The sequence below is a fragment of the Paenibacillus sp. FSL R5-0517 genome (genome assembly GCF_037974355.1).
GTDB lineage: Bacteria > Bacillota > Bacilli > Paenibacillales > Paenibacillaceae > Paenibacillus.
In genome coordinates, this window is the sequence record NZ_CP150235.1 from 4,726,498 (window position 1) to 4,750,865 (window position 24,368).

The window sequence follows — 24,368 nt, forward strand, 5'->3', positions numbered from 1 at the left end:
TATTGTTTTCTCCCGATAAGTATATTCATGAAGTTACCTTTATGTTAAAGCATTATGCCCATCTTGCAGCCTATTATTCTAAGTCTGGTTTTTCATATAACCAAACATTTGCTTATGTTAACAAGACGAAACAGGCTAACCCATAATAATAGGCTAACCTGTTTGAATGAAGAAACTGCAAAATTAACTACTTATTCCTCTGCAAAAAGTGAAGATAAGGGATTGGCTACTTTTTTATCGGATTGCTCCTTGCCTTGGTTATCCAATACATAGTACTGGTAAAAGTCGCTACTGAATCCAATAGACTCCTGCATTTTCAGCTTAAAAGCTTCAAATACCGCATTGCTCAGATGATCCTCATTCCAGAAATAATGAAGCATTAATCGATTCTGGTTATAGGGATGTTGGATAACATATGCACCAGCGGCGAACGGTTGATTCATTGTATTCTTCCAAGGAAAACCGGTCTGTTTCGTACGATCAATAATGTTGGATTTTAAAGCCTGCACCAATCCATTTGACTTGGCATTGCCAATGACAATAAGGTTGCTGTTACCGATCTCTTTTTTCAACTTTTGCTTCAGTTCCTTGCGATCCCGTACAACCTCGTACCGTATACCGCTCATATCAAGGAATCCAGTCAATTGATCAACCATATCTTCCTGCTGTTTGGCTGCAAGTTTACTTACCTGATCGCTGAGCACAATGGTTAATTTCTCGCCTTGAAGAGCTTTGTCCATCAATCGACTCATCACTTCATAAGGCAGATTAGGCATCATCTCCATGACAGCCTGATACTGCACTTGTAAGATATCATGCACATATGCGGCGGTCTCTTCTTTGGATAATTGGTATTCAGGCTTTAAGACGAAATCAGGCTGATATAGGGCCATTTGCATTTCGGTACGTGCTTCCTTACCAAGCACATCTTCAATGGTTTGAAGAAGCCCCTCTATTGTTGCATTTTGATACACGTAGCGTTGGAAATATGTTCTCATCAACTCGTCAAATTTCTCTTCACCGACGGAACGGTAAAGCTGATAGATCGCTTGTCTTCCCTTCTGATAATACACCAGACCGGCTAACTCCCCGGCTTCATCATTTGTTGACGCAATCGCCATATCTACGGGCGCAGTATCAAACTGTATGGATCTGAAACCATTTAGCTTATTTCCCTGTTTCTCGGCAAAATACACCATGGAGAAATCGGCAAAGCCTTCGTCCAGGAAGGATTCGGTCTCTGAGTTATTACCAATCAATGCATGGAACCACTGATGTGCTATCTCATGAACAAATGTTGTATCTTCTTCTGGAACCTTACCCGTTTGAATCTGGCCCATCTGAATGAGTCTCGCATACTCCACGGCAACGCCTTGTACATACGTCTCGACAATTCGGAACTCTGGGTAGGGATACTTGCCATATTTCTCACTATAGAAATCAATGACCTTGAATGCCTGATTAATGTATCGGTCAACGATCTCTTTCTTGGATGGATCATCGTTGAAATAATAGTATTCCACCGTCAGACCGTTACGGGTAGCGCGCTCCACTTGAAGATTAGGACTGGCAAAGAAAACAAACTCTCTCGTATTCTCGGCTACGGCAGACACAATCTTACGCCCATGTTCTGTACTGTTTTGAGTGGAGATCATGCCAGGCATGGCTACCTGATACTCCTCAGGCACATTAAATTGGACTTCAAAGTCGGACGAGGTGTAATAATCGCTCTCGAATGTTCGACTATACGGTGCCTTATTCCACTGCTGCTTGACCTCATCGTATACAGACATCACCGGGAACCAGTGTGCACCATTAATTATATCCTTGTAATAGGATATTCGCTGTGAGCCATAAGGTATATTCAGATGGAATTCCAATTGTAATGTTATCGATTCGCCTGGTTGAACGGACTTTTTCAACTGTACAGTCAGCGCTTGATTTTCTTATGGAAGTCCAGTGACTGGCTATCTGCTGTTACAGCCTGAATATCAATGCCACCCAGAAAGTCCTCCGCTGTCTTCTCGGGATGATCTTCACTAATCTGTTCATTGTTCTGTTGGAACATTGAAGCCTGTGTGGACTTGGAAAGGTTCGCATCAGCATATGTATGCAGGACCAGTTGCTGGAGTGTATCCTTGCTTGTGTTGCGATACGTTACCTTCTCGCTCCCCTGGATCGTCATGTCTTTCTCATTCAGCCGAGCCTGGATCTGGTATTGAATCGGGGACTGCTTTAGGGAGTCTTTCTGTGTGTTAGGTATATTCGTAGATACAGGTGTCGGGACTGCTTCCGCGGCTGCAACCCCGATGGTGGCAAGTGGGCTTGTTGCCAGTATTAAAGCCAGTGTACCCGCGATCCCTACTCTGGCTAACTTTAATGTAACTAGACTTGAATAATTCATAAGTTCTCTCCTTCTCCTGATCTATGTTGACCTCAGAACCAAGTATAGAAGAGGAACCTTATGATGAATTTATGTTTTATTTAAGTTTTGTTTAAAAAGAGGAAGAGAAACTGAAGCACTCGGAAACGTATTCATGTTTGTATGTAAAAAAAGAAAAGAAGCCTTACATCATAAGGCTTCTCGTGTATGATCTGTAGTGGGCTCGAACCACTGACCCCTACCCTGTCAACTAAGTGAGCTCTTGGTATCCTTTCTCTCTCTGTATAGATGACCGAGTAATTCTTTTATTCCAGCCTTGATTTCGACCGATATTTTATCTTTACTAATGTAGACCACTTCTAGCAATGTGCATAACATCATTTTCTTCTTTTCTGTAGAAGCTTTTGTAAACACATCCCGCCAAACTGGGAGATCATCTTTTAGAGTCTCCATCTCTGATATCTCCATTTTTTTGGAGAGTAACAATTTCTCTATTCCCTTAATATCTTCAGAAGTTTTCAGAATTTCGTTTTCTTTTTTATCGATAAGAGCATTGAGCATTTCTGGCTTGAATGCACTCTTACCCATTATAGCTTTTGGAACCTCAGCGTTTAATACCACAAGCTCCTCATAGTGCTCTTCCAGTAAATTTTGCATTGTTTTAATTCTTTCCTCTTTTTGATTAAAAACTTTCTTTTTTATCAATTCAATTTCCGATTGAAAATCTATTGTTCTGAGTTCACTTAAGTATACTTCCACGCTTTCTAAGACTTGTCTCTCTACCTTCTTTGAAGAAAATGTTGCCTGTCCATCACAATCCGTCTTTCCTTGCAATTTTCCACTACAGCGATAACTTTTATTTTGATTGTATCGAACAATTTCTCCATTAGCTGCTTTGTATTTATTTACAAATGTAGTCGTAGTCAATCTAGAGTTACAACAACCGCATCTAGCTAATCCAGTTAAAAGTAAACTTCCCTTAGTGCTCATGGGAATGGAATTTTCATTTCTGTTTGGATTCTTAGGGTTCTTTTTATCCCTTATATCCTGTACAGTATTCCAATCCTCTTCTGAAACTATCATTAATTCAGGGATTGGTTTTGAAAATATATCGTCCCCTTTTTCTTTTCTATACCTCATCACTCCTTTGTAGATTGGATTCTTAAGTATAACGTTTACTGTTGGAGCACCCCATTGTTTTGCTTTTCTTGTCGGAACATTTTTTTCGTTTAGAAGTTTAGCTATTCTTAATTGCCCGTATCCTTCTTCAAGCACTAGTCGGAATATTTCTTTTACAATCTTTGACTCTTCTTCGTGCTTGCCCAGTTTTTGCATTACTTTTCCTTTTTTATTTACATTACCGGAATCAACACTTTTATACCCGTAGGGAATACCTCCTCCCCTGAAAATACCATCTTCGACCATCTGTTTATGTTTTTCATTGACACGGTCAGAGATTTTCCTACTTTCATCGCTTGACTGCCAGAATCTTAAGTAGTTGACCATCCGATCGGTGTTTGCTTCAATTTTTTGCTGTCCTTCTATTACAGACCACATTTCAACCCCTTTGTTTACAAACCACTCAAGTACGAAGGGGGTCTCATCATCTTTTCTTCCAAGCCTGTCAAACATAAATACCAACAAAACATCGAATAAGCCATTCTCTGCATCTTCTTTAGCCTGTTGAATAACATCACGCTTCGAGGCAGGTACTTTGAAACCTGATACCCCTTTTTCGGTATATTCCTTAACTAGCTTCCATTCATCTTGTTTCTCTACCATCTTCCTGCATGCTCGTTGTTGCATTGGAATATCGTTTCCATCCATCTGTCCTTTTGTGGACACTCGATATAGTGCTGCAACACGTTTTGTTTGTCCCATTCCATCAACCACCATATCTTTTTTCTGTATTATTTTTATCGATGTCCGTAACTACTTTAACTGCTTAATTCAATCCAAATTATACCATTAAGTATATTTATTATCAACAAAAACCACCTACATATATTATCAGAGATGGCCATAATGTTATATAAAAAACAACTCCTCTTGAGATATAATTCTCAAAAGAAGTTGCCCTTTTTTTCATATAGGACGAGTGGGGATCGAACCCACGACCCTTACCCTGTCAAGATAATGCTCTCCCGCTGAGCTATCGCCCTGTAATAAATAGGATGTATCCATCACGATCATAATGCTATCTTTAGCTGAGCTAACAGATCATGATATATAATTATTTCCCAATCAAGTAACAGTATCATATCAAGTAACCGTGTTCATTGTCAATGATTTATTTGGTTATAATTCACCCAAAATGGTGCACAATAAAGGAAGATTACCATATCTACAACGAGGTGAATTCTCTATGAGAAACTTAACTAAACGGTCAAAATCCAATACACATACATTTACCAAATGCTTCTTTTTTTTCGTTGGGCTTATGATTGTCATGACAACCCTTACCGGTTGCGGCTTGGAACGGGATGAACATACGGTTCAATTCCAACAGTTAAAACAACCCAATGAAAATGATGAATCTCTGCCCGTCTGGCTGGACGTATACTCCAAATCGGTAGTTCAAGATGTATATTCTCCGCGAGGAAGCAGTGAAGTTTTGCCGTGAAGGTAAGAGGTAAATTACTCTTCTTCATCCCACTTACGTGAGTATGCTTTCTTGGTCACATAATACAACAGAATAATCATTCCCGCCGACATTAACAATGTAATGACCATGATGCCTGCCATGCCCATCACTACCCCTCCTCTCCCAATATGTCCCAGACTTCACTATACAGGAAAAACATTTTTTTGTATAATTCAGTCTGATATGTCGCGCAAGAGCAGAAAGAAGGAATGGAATTGGCAGCTGAGATTAGTTATGTAACGACGCAAGAACAACTGGAACAAGCCCTGGGTATTCGCAATCACGTTTTTGTGATCGAGCAACAGGTTCCTGCCGAGATTGAGATTGATCAATACGATGTCATTAGTCCGGATGTGCATCACGTATTGTTATGTACGGATGGGCAAGCTGTAGCTACAGGACGTCTGATCTATTACAGCAAAGATACGGCCAAAATGCAGCGGATCGCGGTGCTTGAGTCTCATCGTTCATTCGGTTATGGACGCGTGCTTCTGCTCGCGATGGAGGAACTGGCACGTGAACTCGGCTTATCCTATTCCGTACTGGATGCTCAATGTCAGGCGCAGAAATTCTATGAGAAACTGGGCTATGAAGTGATTTCAGAAGAACCTTTTTATGATGCAGATATTCTGCATGTTCGTATGAAAAAGAGTCTGTAAAACTTCGGCATTGGCAGGTCTTATGAGCGTATGGTGCATACTTCCCAGGAAATCGGATAGGCTAATCAGGTAAACAGATTCCTATCTCGTCATATAAGGAGAGTGTGACATCATGGATCAAACGACACGCGAGAGTTTCACAGCCGTACAGAAAAATGGCGACGGTGACCTGACAGCCTTTCAGACTTCAGCAGGACGTATACTGGATTACCAACAAGCACTTGCAGAAGTAAAGGCTGGCGCTATTGCCGGCGTGAATGTATTTAAAGGCAAAGATGGCGAAATGTATATTCGCGGCGATGCCGACGGTGACCCAACCAACAACCTGGACCAACTTCCCCAATTCTAAAATAGATGCACAGATCATTACGTGTTACACAGAAGCGCCAATTCGGTTATCCGGGTTGGCGTTTTCTTATTATGATTAATAGTCCGTAAAATATTTTACGGAGTCCCCGGAAGGCTGGCTTTTGCGAATTGGCTGTTGTACCTGTTCCCATGCCTGCAAGATCTGTATCCCTTCGAGAGTAGACCGATTCTCCCAGGCGATGTGCCCGGTTCGTTCAAGCTCCAGCAAAGACTCATGAATGTAAGCTCTGCTTCGTCCCGTCTTGGTCTCCAGTTCATCCATACGCGGCAGCCTGCGCCGTTGTCCTGCATAGTTCACCATAATCCGCAAAATCTTACGTTCAAAGTCGTTCAGCATACTTTACCTCCCCATTCATATCCGTAACAGGACGCCATGCCAGAATACCTTGCTCCAGAAATGTTCGGGGTGAGCCTTCTTTTCCCGCTGATGCTCTAATCATCCCGCCACGTACACTGTTAATTCGAATCTGTCGCTGCGTAATCTGCCCTGCACGATCCATGTAGACAAGCTCCACCATCTGGCCAATATATTTCCCTAGCATAATCATCCCTCCGATGAGAACGTTTGTTTGTATTTCATATTATATGCGAACATAAGTTCTTTATTCAATAGTAAAAAATGGATTTTGCAAAATAAAAAAAACCAGACTTTCCCCTTTGATCAAGGGCGTCTGGTTCCTCTAATAATGCTGCTGATATAACAACATTTCTTGTGATAATCCGGTTCAGTAACGGATCAGTGTCGATCGGATTCCGAAAATTGCACTTTCTTTAATTGCTGTGTAGATGGATTAAAATCAACATTCACATAGACCGCGAACTGCTTGCCGTCTTTGGCACGAACCCATAGCTTGAACTGTTCCCGTGATTGATCCGCTGTAAGAGAGGTACGGCCGATGTGCTTATAGTCCAAAATATCCACATTGTACTTTGTCTGTGTTTCTTTGACCGCTATAATTCCCCACTTCGCATAATCAGGGATAGAGGCACCTGTACCAGATGTTATTCCAGCTAAACTCAGGACTACAGACATGACGGTAACAATGAGCATTCTCATTTCACTCACTCCTTGGGACAATATGTTTCTGTTATATTGCCCGTCCGGGTTTCATTTTACACGAATAAACGAAAGATCCAGGCCAGTGGCCGTAGGGAAAAAGGAACCACATGAACAAGCCGGTCCAACGAATCAGGAGGCTCCGTCCGGAAACTCATTCCCCAGTCACCCGAGAAAACGTGTTGTTGTGTCTTCGGCTCCTCAGGACGATCCAACCCGTATTTCTTTTCAAGCCTTTGCCTCGTTTGTTCATCCACCTGAACCTCGTTCGTAACGTCATATGCTGTGACAGGCTCGCTGCTTATGTACATCAGCATCATCAGAAGGATCGGAATCCACACTATTTTTACCCAACGTTTGTTCATCTTTAACTCCTTTATGTACCTTAATTCTCTTGTATCTGGCAGACCCATTTAAAGGTTAGATTATACATAAAATTCACCGTATTGGAAATAACAACAGGGAGAAGATATGCAGCATTTGATATGCAATACTTAAGTCCCATTTGGTTGATTTTATGTTTAAAAAAGGGAATAACCGTGTAATAGGCCATGACAGCCTGACTTCATGATCTAACATTTCTACAAGATCTGCAATACCACTTTGAGGAGGTTACACCCCAATGTTCAAACGCTTGGATGAAATTCTGATTGAGATTCCCAATGTCGAGAAGCCCGATCCGAATGCAGCGGCAGCCATACAGGAACTGCTCGGCGGCAAATTCGGAGAAATGTCAACGTTGAACAACTACCTCTATCAATCGTTTAATTTTCGCTCCAAAGAAAAGTTAAAGCCTTTCTATGACCTGGTCATGAGTATTACGGCCGAAGAATTGGGACATGTTGAGCTGGTGTCTCACGGGATTAACAAATGTCTTAGAGGATCAACCGAGTACAAAGAACCCGATGATACACCGTTAGGTTCCGTGAAAGATGCTCGTCTGTCTTATCACTATCTGGCAGGTGCACAAGGCGCAATGCCTTTTGACTCTATGGGTAATCCATGGACGGGAGCAAACGTCTTCAACAGCGGAAATTTGGTCGAAGATCTGTTGCACAACTTTTTCCTCGAATGTGGAGCGCGTACGCATAAAATGAAGGTATATGAGATGACAGATCACCCGGCAGCCCGGGAAGTGGTTGGTTTCCTGTTGGTACGTGGCGGAGTTCATGTCGTGGCATATGCAAAAGCCCTTGAGATTGCAACTGGCGTCAATGTAACCAAACTCGTTCCTATCCCTTCACTGAACAACAAAGCTTTCAATGAGGCTCGTAAATATGAAGAAAAAGGGGTACACACCAAGCTGTACACCTATAGTGATAAAGACTTCAATGCGATCGGTCAGATCTGGAAAGGAACTCACCCCGAAGATGGACAACCTCTTGAAGTCATCCAAGGGATACCTGAAGGATTCCCGATTCCAGAAGCCCCTGCGGTGGAAGAAGAATTCGCCCCAGGCATTTCGCAAGAAGACTTTAAGGAAATTGCTCGCCGTCTCAAGATGGCAGGAAATATTGCGGATTAAGCTAGAGTTGTACATGCACTGTTTAAAACTAATAAGCCCTCGATACTGTCAACACAGTATTGAGGGCTTTACTGTCTTCTAATCCATCAACAATCCGCGTAAGGTGATTTTGAAGGTAAATTAAATTCTCATTTTTAACTTAATCAGCGTCTTCAATGGAATGTTTGTTGATCATCTGCCATAGCTCTTCCTCACTATTTAATCGTATAGAATCTGTATATTCCCAACTGAAATAAGGGGCAAGATTTTTAACTACATCTTCCCAGGTTTCTCCTTGCTGTTTCATAAGAATTTGATTTATTTTTTCGGATATTAATTCGAAATCCAGTTTATTAACAATAAAGTGCCTTGCACCTAATACGATATCTGTTCCATCTCTAAGTTCTTTTTCTAAAGCTTTCGGAGTTATGATTGTAAAATCAAAATTATCCTCACCTTCAGAATCTTCCGTCCCAATACAGGCTGTACCTGACAAGTAAAAATCGTCTCCAATATCTTCAGATCTCGTGAATTGTAACTTGCCATGGATATTCGGATCTCCAGTAATAATAAGGTCTTTCAAAATCAGTTTAATCACGTTTCGCCCCTCTTAGGTATCTAGTTTCTTCAATTTTCTTGTTGCACCAGTTTTTATGTATGCAAACTCCCATCTCCACTTACCTCTCGTTGGTCTCCCTTCATCTTTTCCAAAAGCTCCACGATAACCTCATCCAACTCCTCTAGTATCTCGTCATGTGTAGGGGACTCTAGTATCCTTACCAAATCCGACCGTAGCATACTGAGATGAGATACAGGCAATCGATCAATCAATCCAACCAAAATGAAATATTCCCACTGTGGATCTTGGGTTTGCAACACATCCTTAATATAAGGAACTAAGTCCTCCCCCAATCTCAATAGTAGATCCTCTACCGGCTCAGAGATCGGCCAATTCCCGTCTTGTAACCACTCCATAAGTTCTGGAATAATGCCTTTCAACTCTTCATTGCCAAATTCATTTAACTTACGCACCGCTTCAAAATCAAACTTGTCGCGGGGAAGACGCGCCCTCATATCCATTGAATTTTCCTTTCTCATCTATATTACATAATGATATACTCCCTCTTGTTACTCCTTTGGCTCTACATCCTCTATTCTGATATCAATCCGATCTTGATTCTTCGTCGTTGACATCGTATCTATCATGCGAATCGTCCACGTTCCTGCATCCTGATCAAATTGTACATCCTCAATCACAGGAACACGTAATTTTTCTCCATCTGGTGAGTATAGTCCACCCCGAATGGCGTCTGCCTCACTTAGATGGGCACCGTCTGGCGTATTTGGACAAGATACCGCTATCTTTTCTGCTCTGGCCTGTCCGGGATAGGGCTGATTTTCCGGGCCTCCATCCGTCCAGACTTCAACATAGGAGCCGATCTGTGGATCAGGTGAATTGGAGAACCATTTTGCCGGATAATATCGATCGGCTCCTCCATTGGAACTGTTATCTCGGTAGGCGGGATCAACCACAAGAATGGAATCGTCTTTACGATCAACCACATAACCAGTAAATCCATCTTCACTCGGTGCATTTGCTTGAGACTGCACGGCGTTGCACTCGATCTGTCCTGAACATCCCGTAAGGCATACGATTAGGGCTAAGAACAATATAAGGACTCGACGAAGATTGGTCATATGTACATCCCCCTTTAATAACACCTCTTTCTAAATTTAACGTTCCGTATCAGGTTATTGTTGCATTCACTTCCTTATATCCCTTTTGTACACGTACCTTCCCCAGATCACCAATGTTGCACATAACAAGACAGCACAGTAGGCCCAGACAAATAACATGGCAAGCCCTAACCCGATGTTGGCATCCAGGCGTTCATCAAAGATCTCTGTGAATAGCGAAAAACCAAGTGGCACGGCGCCAATAATGAAAAGTCCAATGGACCATGCACCCCAGCGTCGAAAACCGGTCCCCGCGCGAGTACTGGAAAGTTTGCGAATCCCTTGAGTCAGAAGCCACCAGATTAGAATAAATAATAGACAAGTTATAAGAATCTTCAGCATATCGTTCATCTGCATATCGTGTACCTCCTATATCTTGCAAAATGATGAACATATCTTGTACGTTAAGCGTTCTCTTTACTATATTACCCGTTTCCATATCCATGATCACAGGCAGATAAGAGCAGCGCCCCCTGACCCACACTTGATCATGAAAAAGAAAAACGCCTCCGTCCTGACCCCTTCCAAGTCAAGAACGATGGCGTTAATTTCCGTATTACATTGTTAACCCACATCGAACAGGTTACGCGCCAAACTGCGCATAGTGAAGGCGGCTGTAGACCCCACCTGCTGCGAGTAATTCTTCATGACGTCCCTGCTCCGTAATGCCTTGTTCGGCTACTACAATAATGCGGTCCGCATTTTTGATCGTTGCCAGCCTGTGAGCGATGACCAGTGTAGTCCGGCCTTCGGACAGCTCAGCCAGCGATTGCTGAATGGCTGCTTCCGTTTCTGTATCCAGCGCGGATGTGGCTTCGTCCAGAATTAGAATCGGTGGGTTTTTCAGAAACATGCGGGCAATGGACAAACGCTGTTTCTGTCCACCGGACAACTTCACGCCGCGTTCACCAATCAACGTATCCAACCCTTCCGGCATCGATTGAATCAAAGACTCCATCTGTGCTCGTCTGGCAGCCATCCAGATTTCTTCTTCGGATGCATCCAGCTTGCCGTAGGCAATGTTCTCCCGGATGGTTCCATCGAAGAGGAATACGTCCTGTTGTACAATTCCGATATGACTACGCAAGGAATCCAGCGTCATATTCTGAATCTCCTGCCCATCAATCGTGATGCGACCTTCCAGCACATCATAGAATCGCGGCAGCAGACTGCACAACGTTGTTTTACCCGCCCCGGATGGACCGACAAGAGCGACCGTTTCGCCAGCTTGCACGCTCAGATCGATACCTTTGAGCACAGGCTCCTGATCCGAATAACCAAAGGTCACTTGCTCATAACGAATATCTCCACGTAAATGGGATACCGATACAGCCCCTGGACGATCTTCCACATCCGGTTCCATATCAAGCAGCTCTGTATATCGTTTGAAGCCTGCAATCCCCTTTGGATACGTCTCAATAACCGAGTTGATCTTCTGAATGGGTGTCAGGAACACATTGGACAACATGATAAATGCAATGAACTGACCGTAAGTCATGCTGCCGTTAATGACAAACCATGTTCCGCATACCAGAACAAAGAGGGATACCAGCTTCATCAGCATGTAACTGACAGAGGAGTTCCAGGCCATGATTTTGTATGCAATCAGTTTGGTTTGACGGAAACGACCGTTGTTTACTGCAAATTGTGCTTTTTCATGCTCTTCATTGGCAAAAGCCTGAACAACACGGATACCTGTAATATTGTTCTCTACACGAGCGTTGAAGTCGGCAATATCTCCGAACATTCGGCTGAATGCCTTGGACATCTTGCTGCCAAAGTAGAGCGAGAGATAAATAATCAGTGGCACGATGATAAAGGTTAACACCGCCAGATTTCCGTTAATGCTCATCATGATGCTGAATGCACCGATCAGTGTCATCACCGCGATAAATACATCCTCTGGACCATGATGGGCAATCTCACCGATATCCATCAGATCGTTAGTCATGCGGGACACGAGGTGTCCTGTTTTCGTATTATCAAAGAAACGGAACGATAACTTCTGCACATGATTAAACAGACTTTTACGCATATCCGTCTCGATGTTAATCCCCAGCTTGTGTCCCCAATAGGTAACTACGAAGTTCAGAAAGGAATTCAGGAAGTAGATGCCGAGCAATGCCAGACACGCCCATAGAATCCAGTCCCAGCGTCCTCCTGGCAGCAGATCATCAACTACCCGGTTGACCGCCAGTGGAAAAGCCAGTTCAAGCAGCGCGACCAGAATCGCACAGCTAAAGTCAAGAATAAAGAGCTTTTTGTAAGGCCTGTAATAGGCAAAGAAACGGCGAAGCATGGACTCAAGTCCTCCTTATGCAATCACACAACAATGATTACGTTCTATTTCGTCTTGCTTAAGAGATACAGGAAGTATGGCGCACCAATAATGGCAACCAGGATACCCGCAGGAATCTCAGAAGGCTGCAGGATGACACGACCCAAGGTATCTGCAACCAGTACGAGCAATGAACCGATCAGGGCCGATGCAGGTAACAGGAATTGATGTTTTGGACCCACCAGACGACGCGCCAAATGCGGCCCGATCAGCCCCACAAAACCGATTCCCCCACTCACAGATACACATGAGCCGGCAAGACCTACAGCAGCGGCAAGCAAAATAAGTCGCTCACGCTCAACCGGGGTCCCGAGTCCGCTGGCAGTCTGGTCACCCAGATTCAGCACATTCAATACTCGTGCCTTATACAGAACAAGCGGTACAAGAATGATAAGAAACGGTAGTAGAGCCGTTACAAACTTCCAGTTTGAACCCCAGATGCTGCCTGCCATCCAGGTTGCTACAAATTGATACTTTTCCGGACTAAGCCGTAAGGTAAGCACGATCATGGCAGAACTGATTCCCGCCGCTACCCCGATTCCCGTAAGCAACATACGCGTAGGCAGGATGCCCTCTCCTTTTTTGTAAGAGAGAACGTAGATCAGAAATGCAGCAAAACCGGAACCGATCAGGGCCAGAATAGGCAAAAGAAATACCGGCGCTGCTGTCGTTGTCGGGAAAAAGGAAACAAATAACATAACGACCAGACCCGCACCTGCATTAATCCCGAGGATCCCTGGATCTGCCAGCGCATTCCGAGATACCCCCTGCAAAATACTACCTGATAACGCAAGTCCTGCTCCGACCAGCACCGAAATCACAATACGTGGCAAACGGAATTCAAACAGGATCAATTCCTGTTTCGCCGTGCCTCCACCAAACAGGGTACGCATCACTTCAAGCGGCGACAGCTTGGTAAAACCCGTATTCATGCTCACTACAAAAGCCGTAATAATTAATAGGGCAAGTACAATGAGAACAATCGTACTTTTGGTTCTCTTCTTGCGCTCTGCTCCAACTATTGTTGAGGATTCCATCTTTACAGAGTCCTCCTTTCTTTACGTGCCAGATATAGGAAGAATGGTACCCCGATGAGGGCAACCAATGCGCCAATTGGTGTCTCGTACGGCGGGTTAATCATACGTGCAGCCAGATCCGCAAATACAAGCAGCAAACTACCCATCACAGCGGAACATGGGATAATCCAGCGATAATCGACTCCAACCAGCTTCCGCGTAAGATGGGGAATAATGAGTCCTACAAAACCAACCGCACCCACCACCGACACAGCCGTACCCGCAAGTATCAGTACAACAATCAGACCTATGAGCTTGATCAGCCCCGTACGTTGCCCCAAGCCCACCGCAATATCTTCTCCGAGACTAAGCAGAGTAATAGAACGGGAGATGAGAAGACCTGCAATTAGTGCCGCGAGTACCCATGGGAACATGATTTCAAGTTGAGACCATTTCGTTCCGGCTACACCACCGGCTGTCCAGAATGCCAGATCTTGTCCAATTCTGAAATACAATGCAATCCCTTCACTGAGTGCCGACAACATCGCTGATACTGCTGCACCTGCAAGCACAAGGCGTAGTGGTGTTAGACCCGATTTGGAAGCTGCACCAAAACCATACACCAACAGGACACCAAGCCCTGCCCCAAGGAAGGAATACATAATGATGTACATAAATGGCAATCCTGGGAAGAAAGCAAAACAAACTGCAAGCGCAAATCCAGCTCCCGCATTTAGCCCAAGCAGACCTGAATCGGCCAGCGGGTTACGAGTCATGCCCTGCATGATTGCACCAGCCACAGCGAAACATGCACCCACCATGGCTCCTCCAAGAATACGTGGTAACCGAATCTCCCATATGATCTGGTGAGGGGTCAACTCCGGATTGAAATCAAAGATGGCTTTCCAGACTACACTAAGCTTAATATCAGCAGCGCCAAAAGAAATGGACAACGCCATACCCAGAGCGAGTAGCAAAATTCCCCCTGTAAGAATAAGTGTGGCTGCCCACGGACGAGTGTGAATCTTCGCTGTGGGTGAATCCGGATTATGTTTTTCTGGTGAAGCTTGTGAACTCATACGCGCCCACCCTCGTTATGAGTGGAGCTCTTCAAACCTATGTACATAACAATCACCTCTCTATAAATACCAAACTTTAATGATATTGATTCTCATTCCCATAGACCATTGTAAGTGAATCTATAGGCTCTGGCAATGGACAAATAGGACATGTTTAATGCATATATGAAGATTTGCACATAATTTCACACGCAAAAAGGCCATGTAGGAGCCAAAAAGCTCGAACACAGCCTTGTCATTACATATGTAGAACATATAAAAAACAGACTCGTTTAACGGGCTGGTACCTTAATTAAGGAGGCCAGGACATCTGGAGCATCGGTAATGATTCCTTGCACACCCATGTCAATCATGGCCTGCATCTCGGCAGGATCGTTCACTGTAAATGGATAGGTAACAATGCCATGGGCCAGTGTAGCAGAAACATCTTGTTGTGTGACTGCCAGCTTGTAGGGATGAAGGCCGGAAGCTTCGAGTTTGGCTGCATAATCATAGGGACGGTACAACTTTTCCATATATAGAAGTGCTGTACGGATCTCCGGGGCAAGACGTTTACATCTCACGAGCGAAGCATGATTGAAACTGGACAGCACGACCTGTTGCTCCAGATTCCAGTCCCGGATCGCCTGTATAACCTTCTCTTCCATCCCCTTATAACTCACAATACCATTTTTCAATTCCAGATTAAGCAGCGTTCCTTTCCCCTGTACGAGCTTGAATAACTCCTCCAGCGAAGGAATACGCTCCCCGGCAAAATCGGCATGGAACCAGGATCCGGCATCCCGGGTGCGCAATTGATCGTAACTTGTATCCTTAACCCAGCCTTCTGCGCCACCAGTTCGGCTTAACGTCTCATCATGAATCAGTACCAGTCTGCCATCACTCGTCATCTGCACATCGGTTTCAATCCCTGTTGCTCCAAGCTCCAGACTCCGTTCAAAAGCACTCATCGTGTTCTCCGGGCATACGGCAGATGCACCGCGATGGGCAATTATCTCCACGTTCCTCATTCCAGCGCCTCCTGTGTTCAAGCTTCACTCTATGATCATCACTATAAACACAGTTTGTTAGACCTGTATTAACGGAGCGTATAATGGGTTGCCTGCTTCGCTAACACTAGCGGCCAAGTTGATTATCTAACGGGCTGGGGATTCACTCATTTTTGCGAACTCAATCTGAAAATCGACATAACATAGTATGAACGATGGAAGCACCGAACTCCGCTATAAGGAGGTTGACTATTGAATCCCTCAAAGAAAAAATCGATACCTACGCGTGCTCACACATCCCAGTTACAGTCGGCTTCCAGGCTTTCCAGATCATCTGTCCATATCAAAAACAAATCCGGCAAGACGGCTAATCAGCGTTCTTTTAACTCCACTTCATCAAGCACACTGGATCAGCTGGCTATTGTTGCAGCAATACTATCCTTAATTGCAGCTGCCATCGGGCTATATATCGCCTGGAAATCGTTAAGTGTTCCGGATCAAACTGCTGTGGTAGTGTAGACTGCTTGTTGCGCAGCTATTGGCTCAGGAGGCTTTCTCCTGCTTCTGAACTTATTCAGGGGCAGGTTTTTGCTTTTTCAATTACTCAACGTATTCTGGAAATGTCAAAAAACCGTTCCCCTGAAACGCCGGCATATACCGGCGTCTCTATGGAAAGGTCATTTTTATTCGGGCGCTGCCTCTGCAACGTCATTCCCGTCCCGGGATACTGACCGAATTACAGAATGAATGTGCGTGAGATAATAACCAACAGAATGAACAATACAAGAATTGCACCTGTCGATGTCCATGCTCCACCACCGAAGCCTCCGCAATACCCGTAACCTGTACCTTTGAGTTCGCTCATCAGTGACACTCCCCTCTTCATCAAAGTACACTATAGACTATGTCCGATAGCGCAACTTGCTTGGGCAGTTCGAAAATTCTCCCGAGGAGTGATTGGGTACAGGCATTCTTCTTATGCACTCATTTCCCGTTAAGTTGTGACCACTTCTGAGTCAACTCTGCAGGAATATAGGATGACATTTGCTTGATCAGTTCAGCCGGATCCGATTCCAGACTCCACAGACTGAGATGCGAGGTGTTAGAGAATCCCTCCTGTACACTATGTTCTACCATCTTCATCAGCGGTCCATAATATCCGTTGACATTCAATAAGCCAACAGGCTTACGATGAATGCCGATCTGTGCCCAGCACAGTACCTCGAATAGTTCTTCAAATGTACCCATACCTCCGGGAAGCGCAATGAAGCCATCGGATAATTCAGCCATCGTAGCCTTGCGTTCATGCATGGTTCCCACTTCAATCAGTTGTGTGAGCCCTCCATGAACAACCTCACCCCGGAATAATCCCGTAGGCATAACCCCGATTACTTCTCCCCCTTGCTCAAGAGCAGCATCGGCTACTGCACCCATCAGACCCATGCAAGAACCACCATAAACCAGCGCATACCCACGATCGGCAATCTGTTTGCCAAGTTGAACAGCCTTCTCTGTATAATCGGGGTGATTTCCCGGATTGGAGCCTGCAAAAACAGCTATACGTTTCAATGGATTTCACTCCTTCTCATGATCTATCTTAATAGTATACAACATGAATGTTATGGGTATGTACAACAGGTTAACAGAACCCATGGACAAAAAAATACCCGACCGTTTGCAGCCGGCCGGGCTCCCATTTCAGTACACATCAATTTAGAAGGGGTTGTTACTACCTAATATACAGAACAAACATTAAATCCGTATGATTTTTGCATGAAATGAGTATTAAATCTTCGTATATCTAACGTATGCCACGGCGTGAACGTACGACAAACATATGCTTGTCTTTACGAAGAACCCGACCATCTGCAAGTTCAACCTGATCCTCGTCATGACGCAGAATCGTTGTGCATAACGCTACAATTTTGGCCCGGCGCCAGATCATAACCTGTGACTTGAAATAGATTGCATTTTCGAACTGAATCGCCTTTTTCATCACATATCCAACCTTGTGCACTTCAGAACGTGCTTTCTTTAAGGGAAGACTCTCTTCGGGAAGAGGTCTGATCATTGCGATATTGTCAAACGACACCTTAATCCGTTTCGGTCCGATCCGCACACATTCCGCTTCTTCATCCCACTCGACCAGCGTTCCCTTCAATGGCTCCCGTATGCCTGTTGCACGATATACCGCTACTTTTCGTCCTATCCAATGTCGCAATGTTCTCACCTCCATCTGTCTAGTTTTCAGGTATCTTCCAATCGATCGGTTCAATACCTTTGGAGGTCAAGAATTCATTGGCTTTGGAAAAGGGACGACTGCCGAGGAATCCGCGATGCGCAGCCAGTGGACTGGGATGTGTAGACTCCAGTACCAGATGTTTGTCCCTGTTAATAAATGCACCTTTCTTCTGGGCATGACTGCCCCACAGCATAAAGACCATTGGCTCTGAACGTTCATTCAGCGCGCGAATGACAGCATCCGTAAACGTCTGCCAGCCCAATGCCTGATGCGAGTTCGGCTGACCTTCACGGACCGTGAGAACAGCATTTAATAACAGAACCCCCTGCTGAGCCCAGTGGACCAGAGATCCGTGATTCGGAATTGGCAGGCCCAGATCGGCCTGAAGTTCCTTGTATATATTTTTCAGAGAAGGAGGTACGCGTACCCCCGGTCTAACCGAAAAGCTTAATCCATGAGCCTGACCCGCACCGTGATAAGGGTCCTGACCAATAATAACGGCCTTAACCTGATGATATGGCGTCAGCTTCAGTGCGGAGAACAAGTCTTCTTTCGGCGGAAAGACCGTCTGCGTCTTGTACTCGGCGGCGAGGGTATAACGAATTTTGTTAAAATATTCGGCTTCCGTCTCTTCCTGTAGCACCTTGTCCCAATCGTTTCCAAACATATGTATAGGCTCCTTTCCCCTGATGAATGCAATTACGTGCAGCCCAACTACCGGGCTCTTCCTTCTGAGAGCCGCATGTCATGCAACTCATAGACTATCCACCATTTTAACATAACCGGGGACAGCAGACCAGAATCGTGCATCAGGGTATACGTTCACCTCAAATTAAACCTTGTTCTTGCTGCGTTCAGTATAATCATCCGAAAAAGTCACCTCGTTGTTGCAAGATGACTTTTTCGGATGACTTGATGACGTTATACTTGAACGGGCACCTCTTCAACTTCTTTTACAAGCACACTACTGATTCTCCGTAATCCTTCCTGAAGGACAGAACGCGGACAAGCCAGATTCAACCGAATACAGCCCTCACCATTCGCTACAAACATGTGACCATCTTCGAGCAATACACCCGCTTGCTCTGCGAAGAATAACGGTAAACTTACATTTTGGGGAGCATATGCCGAGATATCAATCCAGGCCAGATATGTGGCTTCCGGGATGTGAAAAACAGCCTGTGGCAGATGCTGCTTCACATACTCTTCCACGCAGGTGAAATTGGCGTCGAGATAACTTTTTAACTGTTTCAGCCATTCATCACCCATTTCATATGCCGCTTGCGTAGCAGCAATGCTCAGTGGGTTTTTGAAACCATAATGGCGTGCCTGCCAGATGTCTCGAAGTGCCTTATTCGGAATGATGACGTTGGAGAACATCAGACCAGCCATGTTAAATGTTTTGCTCGGAGACATGCATGTAATGATTCGATCCGTATCCGGGAACAGCTTCGCAAGTGGCGTATGTCTTTTGCCAGTCCGCAGCAGATCACAGTGAATTTCATCCGAAATAATCCATACATTGTTCCTCAGACAGATCTCACCCACACGTTGTAACTCTTCCGTTGTCCAGACGCGTCCAGACGGATTATGGGGGTTGCAGAAAATACATACCCTTACCTTCTCATCCTTGGCCTTGGCTTCAAAATCCTCAAAATCAATCGAGTAACGCCCCTGCTCATTGTGCATATCTGAACATACCAGTTCAAGATCATTATGCTCCGCAGCTGACTTGAAGAAACCATAAGACGGGGTAACAATCAGTACTTTCTCATCCGATTGACAGATATACTCCACCAGTTCATACAAAGCGGGGATGATCCCGTTTGAGGTCTCCAAATGCTCCTTCGGGAAGGACCAGTCATAGTACCGTTTCATCCAATTCGAGACAGCTTCATAGTATGCCGGATCAAACACCTGGGAGTAACCCATAATTCTGCGGTCCAAACGTTCCTTCACTGCATCTAGAATCTCGGGAGGTGTGGCGAACTCCATATCTGCAATCCACATGCGAATGAATTCTTCGTCCTTAAATGGAAATGTCATATCTTCTGAAGCGTTAAAAATATATTGACGGAATCCATCCGTATTCATGGCATTTGTTCCTGTGCGATCTATAATCTCATCAAAGTCATATTTCATAGCTTCTGCTCCTCTGTCTGCTCAACTTTTCATTGTCGGTTCATGTTGTATGAGATCTATTATTCCATGACGTAGAAATTGCATCAAATGTAATACAATCTATCCTGAAGAAACAAATAAAGTTTATTGTTTCCTCAGAATAGGTTTTTTGTCGAGAAAGTGATATATTTCTCATATAACATCATTTTTATGAATGACTTTCATCATTTTCACGTACTCTCAAGAAACATTGCATAAGGAGAACCGGTTATGAACAATATCAATCAGGAAGTTGGCAAGAAAATACGAAACTTTCGGAAGTGGCGGGGACTGACCATCCAACAGCTGGCGGATCAGATCTTTAAGAGCAAGGGCACCCTGTCCAAATATGAGAGCGGAGATATTACACTTGATCTGGTCACATTACATCATATTGCGAACGCGCTCAACATTCAGGTGGAGCAACTCTTGTACCAAGAGCCCAGACACGCTTCTCCCTTGATGAATGCGGTCCCGTCCAGCTTTTTCAAGAACTCCACCCGTTTCTATTCCTACTTCTATGACGGGCGTAACAACAGTCTCATTCGTTGTGTCATTGACATGATAGCTCAATCGGATGCCAACCGTTATCGCACCGTGATGTATATGAATGTGAAGGATTTTGAGAACTATCAAGAATGCGAGAATATGTACTGGGGCCACACCGAGCATTATGATACACTCACCACGCTAATTTTGAAAAATCAGGCTACGCCGCTGGAGAATCTATATATTAATATTCTGGCATCTTTTCAGGAATCGGAGAAAAAATGGGGATTGATGGCTGGTGTCTCCTTCAGACCTTTCATGCCGATCGCGCTCAAAATGTTATTCTCCAGAACCCCGCTGCCCGAGAATCAGGAGTTGTATAATGAATTGAAAATCTCAAAGGAAGATCTGCGGACTTTAAAAATATACAACATGCTTGCTGTCACTTGAATAATGCAGCGTGTCAACCATTCTCATATGGGAGGGGATAGTCGCACCTCATTGCTACCCGTTAAAAAATGCACTTCTATAAGCTGTTAAACCAGCTCATAAAAGTGCATTTTGCATTTGACGCCTATTGAATCGAAAATCAGCGAGACTAACGTTTAGTTTTTGATTAAATCCAGCGTCTCGTCAAACATTTGCTTCTGTTCCTCGATCTTGTTCTCATTACCGATCACACAGCGCTGTTGCTGTTCAAGTATGTCTGATAAGAGCGCAGCAAAACCGATAATGTCACTTTCCTTCGTGCTTAACACTTCGTCCCGCTCCTGTTGCAAATCCGCTTCAGTCACATTCGACAGATAACACTCCAGAGAGAATGCCCCTTCGCCATAAGGGGTTCTCGGCGTATCCAGATCCTGGATCGCACCAATAATATAACGTGTCATTTCCCGCTCGTCTGCCCGGAAATCGGTTAAATATTGCGGTATCTCTTCATATACTTTGTACGTTTTAGCGAGGTTCGGATCACGGTACGATGCAACGTAGCTGTCTCCGTTCCGTCTGAAGCCTGACATACAGCCATAAGCTCCGCCTTTGGCGCGGATATTGGTCCACAAGTAATCCAAGGACAGGATGCCCTGTAAGACCCGTAACGAACCCGTGTATTGATATCCTTTGTCGATATAATTGCCCGTTTGCACCACGTACTGCACCTCTGACGGGGAACGGAATCCTTCCTTATGAGTAGCAGGTAGGAACGTAAACTCTTCCTTGCCAACCTCATGTGTGAACAGCTTCGCTTTCAGATCGGATACCTGTTGCTCCAGTCCTTCATATCCCTGCTCATCGGCAGTGTAACTAACAAGCAAGTTCTCCGGTCTGAAAATATATCCCGTCAACTCTTGCAGGCTGGAAGATAACTCTTCTTTTCTAGCCTCAAAGTTCGCCTGAAGATCCTCCAACCACTGGTAAAAGGCAATGCCACTTACCGCTTCTCTGAAATCCGCAACTGCTGAATGTTTGGACGAAGACCGTCCAATTCCCGCAGAGTGTCCGCTGTTGATCAGATTACGTTGCAGATTACCTTTCATCTGAGAGATGATCTCATATAACCGCTTCGAATTATCGAATCGGGATGTGAAGACAATTTCCTGGATCATGTCAAAGGCAAATCCAAGCTTGTCATACAACACTTTTGCGTTGAACTCATAGGTAGCCTTGAATTCATTGTGCTTATGCGCGTTGGCATACGATCCAATCCCGCTATGAATACCGCCCGAATGGATATGAATTTCATTGGACAATTCATTGAAGGAGTAGTTTTGAGTATCCACGTAACCCAGTACATTTTTCAGCAATCCTGCATACGGCAGCAGATGACGTGGCACTTCTTTGATATCGAACAGCAGTCTCAGATAACCAATCCCGTTCGTGTAGAGGTTATGATGCAGAATGGTTGTGCCGTCGACCTGATTCACCGTTTGATGCAACGTAGAAGCTTTGGGATCAATATCTTCAATCGATAACGTCGGAATAACCTGCTGCTGCTCTTTGGTTGAAGGTGTATTCTGATATTCGGCGAGTGCTTCCGTTTTCTGAATCAGTGTCTGAACTTCTTCCTCGCTAAGTCCGGCCTGAATGGTTTTCAGACGTGCTTTCAGCGCTTCTTCTTTACGTGAATTCAACCCTTTGTCCGGTGTCAGGGCTACGAAGGAAGTATGTGTGTTTTGCAATAAATACTTCTCAATTAGTTGCTCAAAGTAACCTTCGTTCATTTTTGTCCGCAGCTCAGCAAATACGTCATTGGCCTCCAGATGGGTGAATGGTGCCCCTTCATCGTACAGCCAGCTTTGCAGGGAAGAGAATCCGTAGATCAGGCCCTTCGGCATTCTGCCATAGTCTGCTTCTCTGTGATTGAACTCATACGAGTTAATGCCGGCAAGGAGCGCCTTAGGATCGAAGCCTTCTTTCACCACACGCTCAAGCACTTCTTTTACCGTTCCCAGGAAATCCTCTTTGCTCGACAGATTGCTCTTCTTCAGTCCCACCGTGAACACAGGCTGATACAGACTGTCATCATACGAACCGTAAACGTCCTTCGCAATGCCTTTATCCAGCAACGCCTGTTTCAATACCGCTCCCGGAGCGTTCAGCAGGGCGTATAACAGAATTTGAAACGAAATGTTCAGTTCCTTGTCCAGACTTGTGCCAATCACCGCATTATAGGTCAAGAAGCTGTTATCCACTTCGGATTCCGTACTTCCCGCAGAGTAAGTCTTAACCGTGTCTACCCGTTCTGCAAAGGCAGGTTGAAGTTGGATAGCCGAATCAATCTCGATTCGATCATATGCACTCAGATAGTTCTCATCAAGCCATTGCAACTTCTCTTCCATATCCATATCCCCGTAGAGATAGATGTAACTGTTGGAAGGATGATAGTATCTCGTGTGGAAATCCAGCAGCCCCTGATAAGTTAAATCCAGAATCGCTTCCGGGAATCCGCCAGACTCGGAGGAATATGTAGTATCCGGGAAAAGGGAGTTCAGCACTTCTCTGCGCACCATACGTTCCGGTGAAGAAAAGGCACCCTTCATCTCGTTATATACAACTCCGTTGTAAGTTAACTCATCATCGGCCGAGGTCAGATTGTAATTCCAACCTTCCTGCAAAAATATTTTTTCATTCTCATAAATATTCGTATTCAATACCGCGTCCAGATAAATATCCATCAGATTATGGAAGTCATGATCATTACGACTCGCGATCGGGTAGATCGTCTTATCGGGATACGTCATGGCGTTAAGGAATGTATTCAATGAACCTTTCAGCAACTCAACAAAAGAATCCTTGGCCGGAAATTTCTTGGACCCACAGAGCACGGAATGTTCGAGGATATGGGCTACCCCTGTATCATCTTCCGGAGGTGTGCGGAAACCGATACTGAATACTTTGTTGTCGTCCTGATTGGACAAAAGTACGATTTTGGCTCCGGATTTCTGGTGCTCCAACAGATACGCATCCGATTTCAGTTCTTCAATTCTGCGCTCCTGTAACACCTTGTATGGCTTAAGCTGTTTCAACATAAACTTGAGTCCTCCGTCCATAAGATTGTTTTATTGGTTTTGTGACTCTATATAAGTTCAGATATGGTTATTTACACGAGCACTCCGATGACAGAATAACCTTCCGATCGCTGTTATCCCCAGATTTTTTTGATTCCCTTTTGAAAGGGAAAATCCGGGGATAAAGGCGCCCGCT

General features: G+C 44.6%; 27 protein-coding genes and 1 tRNA gene. 6 read left to right on the plus strand and 22 right to left on the minus strand.

The window, feature by feature from the left end; genetic code table 11:
- Positions 1–191 precede the first annotated feature (191 nt).
- The 4 genes from MKX40_RS20990 to MKX40_RS21005 all read right to left on the minus strand — a co-directional run bounded on the left by MKX40_RS20990 (position 192) and on the right by MKX40_RS21005 (position 4,545).
- Positions 192–1,922: a M1 family metallopeptidase gene (locus MKX40_RS20990; RefSeq protein WP_339235773.1), complete on the minus strand. Its 1,731-nt coding sequence runs from the start codon at positions 1,920–1,922 to the stop codon at positions 192–194.
- A gap of 8 nt (positions 1,923–1,930) precedes the next feature.
- Positions 1,931–2,404, minus strand: a complete 474-nt coding sequence (locus MKX40_RS20995; protein ID WP_339235776.1) for a hypothetical protein — start codon at positions 2,402–2,404, stop codon at positions 1,931–1,933.
- 225 nt (positions 2,405–2,629) lie between these two features.
- The gene (locus MKX40_RS21000) at positions 2,630–4,264 is read right to left on the minus strand and encodes a recombinase family protein (RefSeq protein WP_339235779.1); all 1,635 of its coding nucleotides are present in this window, start codon (positions 4,262–4,264) and stop codon (positions 2,630–2,632) included.
- 209 nt (positions 4,265–4,473) lie between these two features.
- Positions 4,474–4,545, minus strand: a tRNA-Val gene (locus MKX40_RS21005).
- Positions 4,546–4,748: 203 nt separating this feature from the next.
- On the opposite strand from MKX40_RS21005, the gene MKX40_RS21010 reads away from it, so the two are divergent.
- The 3 genes from MKX40_RS21010 (at position 4,749) to MKX40_RS21020 (ending at position 6,035) form a co-directional block, all read left to right on the plus strand.
- Entirely contained in the window at positions 4,749–5,006 is a 258-nt protein-coding gene (locus tag MKX40_RS21010) for a hypothetical protein (RefSeq protein WP_339235781.1), read from the plus strand.
- Positions 5,007–5,242: 236 nt separating this feature from the next.
- The gene (locus tag MKX40_RS21015) at positions 5,243–5,686 is read left to right on the plus strand and encodes a GNAT family N-acetyltransferase (protein WP_339243141.1); all 444 of its coding nucleotides are present in this window, start codon (positions 5,243–5,245) and stop codon (positions 5,684–5,686) included.
- 112 nt (positions 5,687–5,798) lie between these two features.
- On the plus strand, positions 5,799–6,035 hold the full coding sequence (locus MKX40_RS21020; RefSeq protein WP_339235783.1) for a DUF3892 domain-containing protein: 237 nt from the start codon (positions 5,799–5,801) through the stop codon (positions 6,033–6,035).
- A 75-nt stretch (positions 6,036–6,110) separates the two neighbouring features.
- On the opposite strand, the gene MKX40_RS21025 is transcribed toward MKX40_RS21020, so the two are convergent.
- The 4 genes from MKX40_RS21025 to MKX40_RS21040 all read right to left on the minus strand — a co-directional run bounded on the left by MKX40_RS21025 (position 6,111) and on the right by MKX40_RS21040 (position 7,477).
- The gene (locus MKX40_RS21025) at positions 6,111–6,392 is read right to left on the minus strand and encodes a hypothetical protein (protein WP_339235785.1); all 282 of its coding nucleotides are present in this window, start codon (positions 6,390–6,392) and stop codon (positions 6,111–6,113) included.
- Positions 6,376–6,597, minus strand: coding sequence for a hypothetical protein (locus MKX40_RS21030; protein ID WP_145322936.1), 222 nt, complete (start codon positions 6,595–6,597; stop codon positions 6,376–6,378). The genes MKX40_RS21025 and MKX40_RS21030 overlap by 17 nt, the downstream gene beginning before the upstream one ends.
- Positions 6,598–6,791: 194 nt before the next feature.
- Complete coding sequence (locus MKX40_RS21035; RefSeq protein WP_339235787.1) at positions 6,792–7,112, minus strand: DUF3889 domain-containing protein; 321 nt, start codon at positions 7,110–7,112, stop codon at positions 6,792–6,794.
- 56 nt (positions 7,113–7,168) lie between these two features.
- A complete protein-coding gene (locus MKX40_RS21040; RefSeq protein ID WP_339235790.1) occupies positions 7,169–7,477 on the minus strand; it encodes a hypothetical protein in 309 nt (102 codons plus the stop codon).
- Positions 7,478–7,734: 257 nt separating this feature from the next.
- Between MKX40_RS21040 and MKX40_RS21045 the strand changes: the two genes are divergently transcribed.
- Positions 7,735–8,637: a manganese catalase family protein gene (locus tag MKX40_RS21045; RefSeq protein WP_091014199.1), complete on the plus strand. Its 903-nt coding sequence runs from the start codon at positions 7,735–7,737 to the stop codon at positions 8,635–8,637.
- 139 nt (positions 8,638–8,776) lie between these two features.
- Here MKX40_RS21045 and MKX40_RS21050 read toward each other — a convergent pair whose 3' ends face one another.
- From MKX40_RS21050 to MKX40_RS21085, 8 genes are all read right to left on the minus strand, one after another.
- Entirely contained in the window at positions 8,777–9,214 is a 438-nt protein-coding gene (locus MKX40_RS21050; RefSeq protein ID WP_339235794.1) for an Imm8 family immunity protein, read from the minus strand.
- Between the two features lie 53 nt (positions 9,215–9,267).
- The gene (locus MKX40_RS21055; RefSeq protein WP_339235796.1) at positions 9,268–9,696 is read right to left on the minus strand and encodes a DUF5071 domain-containing protein; all 429 of its coding nucleotides are present in this window, start codon (positions 9,694–9,696) and stop codon (positions 9,268–9,270) included.
- 48 nt (positions 9,697–9,744) lie between these two features.
- Positions 9,745–10,314 carry a DUF3221 domain-containing protein gene (locus MKX40_RS21060; protein WP_339235798.1) on the minus strand — a complete coding sequence of 190 codons (570 nt, stop codon included), beginning with the start codon at positions 10,312–10,314 and terminating at the stop codon, positions 9,745–9,747.
- A gap of 66 nt (positions 10,315–10,380) precedes the next feature.
- On the minus strand, positions 10,381–10,710 hold the full coding sequence (locus MKX40_RS21065; RefSeq protein WP_339235800.1) for a hypothetical protein: 330 nt from the start codon (positions 10,708–10,710) through the stop codon (positions 10,381–10,383).
- Positions 10,711–10,936: 226 nt separating this feature from the next.
- Positions 10,937–12,652 (minus strand): ABC transporter ATP-binding protein, encoded by a 1,716-nt coding sequence (locus tag MKX40_RS21070; RefSeq protein WP_339235803.1) that lies wholly within the window; start codon positions 12,650–12,652, stop codon positions 10,937–10,939.
- Positions 12,653–12,696: 44 nt separating this feature from the next.
- A complete protein-coding gene (locus MKX40_RS21075; RefSeq protein WP_339235805.1) occupies positions 12,697–13,728 on the minus strand; it encodes an iron ABC transporter permease in 1,032 nt (343 codons plus the stop codon).
- A gap of 2 nt (positions 13,729–13,730) precedes the next feature.
- Positions 13,731–14,786, minus strand: coding sequence for an iron ABC transporter permease (locus tag MKX40_RS21080; protein WP_339235807.1), 1,056 nt, complete (start codon positions 14,784–14,786; stop codon positions 13,731–13,733).
- 272 nt (positions 14,787–15,058) lie between these two features.
- On the minus strand, positions 15,059–15,796 hold the full coding sequence (locus MKX40_RS21085) for a glycerophosphodiester phosphodiesterase (RefSeq protein ID WP_339235809.1): 738 nt from the start codon (positions 15,794–15,796) through the stop codon (positions 15,059–15,061).
- Positions 15,797–16,027: 231 nt separating this feature from the next.
- On the opposite strand from MKX40_RS21085, the gene MKX40_RS21090 reads away from it, so the two are divergent.
- Entirely contained in the window at positions 16,028–16,294 is a 267-nt protein-coding gene (locus MKX40_RS21090; protein WP_091014158.1) for a hypothetical protein, read from the plus strand.
- A 217-nt stretch (positions 16,295–16,511) separates the two neighbouring features.
- On the opposite strand, the gene MKX40_RS21095 is transcribed toward MKX40_RS21090, so the two are convergent.
- The 5 genes from MKX40_RS21095 to MKX40_RS21115 all read right to left on the minus strand — a co-directional run bounded on the left by MKX40_RS21095 (position 16,512) and on the right by MKX40_RS21115 (position 20,159).
- A complete protein-coding gene (locus tag MKX40_RS21095; RefSeq protein ID WP_255319930.1) occupies positions 16,512–16,640 on the minus strand; it encodes a hypothetical protein in 129 nt (42 codons plus the stop codon).
- 119 nt (positions 16,641–16,759) lie between these two features.
- Entirely contained in the window at positions 16,760–17,344 is a 585-nt protein-coding gene (locus MKX40_RS21100; protein ID WP_339235811.1) for a TIGR00730 family Rossman fold protein, read from the minus strand.
- Between the two features lie 232 nt (positions 17,345–17,576).
- A complete protein-coding gene (locus tag MKX40_RS21105) occupies positions 17,577–17,996 on the minus strand; it encodes a hypothetical protein (RefSeq protein ID WP_315937091.1) in 420 nt (139 codons plus the stop codon).
- Between the two features lie 19 nt (positions 17,997–18,015).
- Positions 18,016–18,684 carry a uracil-DNA glycosylase gene (ung, locus tag MKX40_RS21110; RefSeq protein WP_339235817.1) on the minus strand — a complete coding sequence of 223 codons (669 nt, stop codon included), beginning with the start codon at positions 18,682–18,684 and terminating at the stop codon, positions 18,016–18,018.
- A gap of 254 nt (positions 18,685–18,938) precedes the next feature.
- Positions 18,939–20,159: a MalY/PatB family protein gene (locus MKX40_RS21115; RefSeq protein WP_339235819.1), complete on the minus strand. Its 1,221-nt coding sequence runs from the start codon at positions 20,157–20,159 to the stop codon at positions 18,939–18,941.
- A 249-nt stretch (positions 20,160–20,408) separates the two neighbouring features.
- Here MKX40_RS21115 and MKX40_RS21120 point away from each other — a divergent pair, with 249 nt between their 5' ends.
- Complete coding sequence (locus MKX40_RS21120) at positions 20,409–21,116, plus strand: helix-turn-helix transcriptional regulator (protein WP_339235822.1); 708 nt, start codon at positions 20,409–20,411, stop codon at positions 21,114–21,116.
- A gap of 155 nt (positions 21,117–21,271) precedes the next feature.
- Here the strand turns inward: MKX40_RS21120 and MKX40_RS21125 are convergent, their stop codons facing one another.
- Positions 21,272–24,193: an insulinase family protein gene (locus MKX40_RS21125; protein WP_339235824.1), complete on the minus strand. Its 2,922-nt coding sequence runs from the start codon at positions 24,191–24,193 to the stop codon at positions 21,272–21,274.
- Positions 24,194–24,368: the final 175 nt, after the last annotated feature.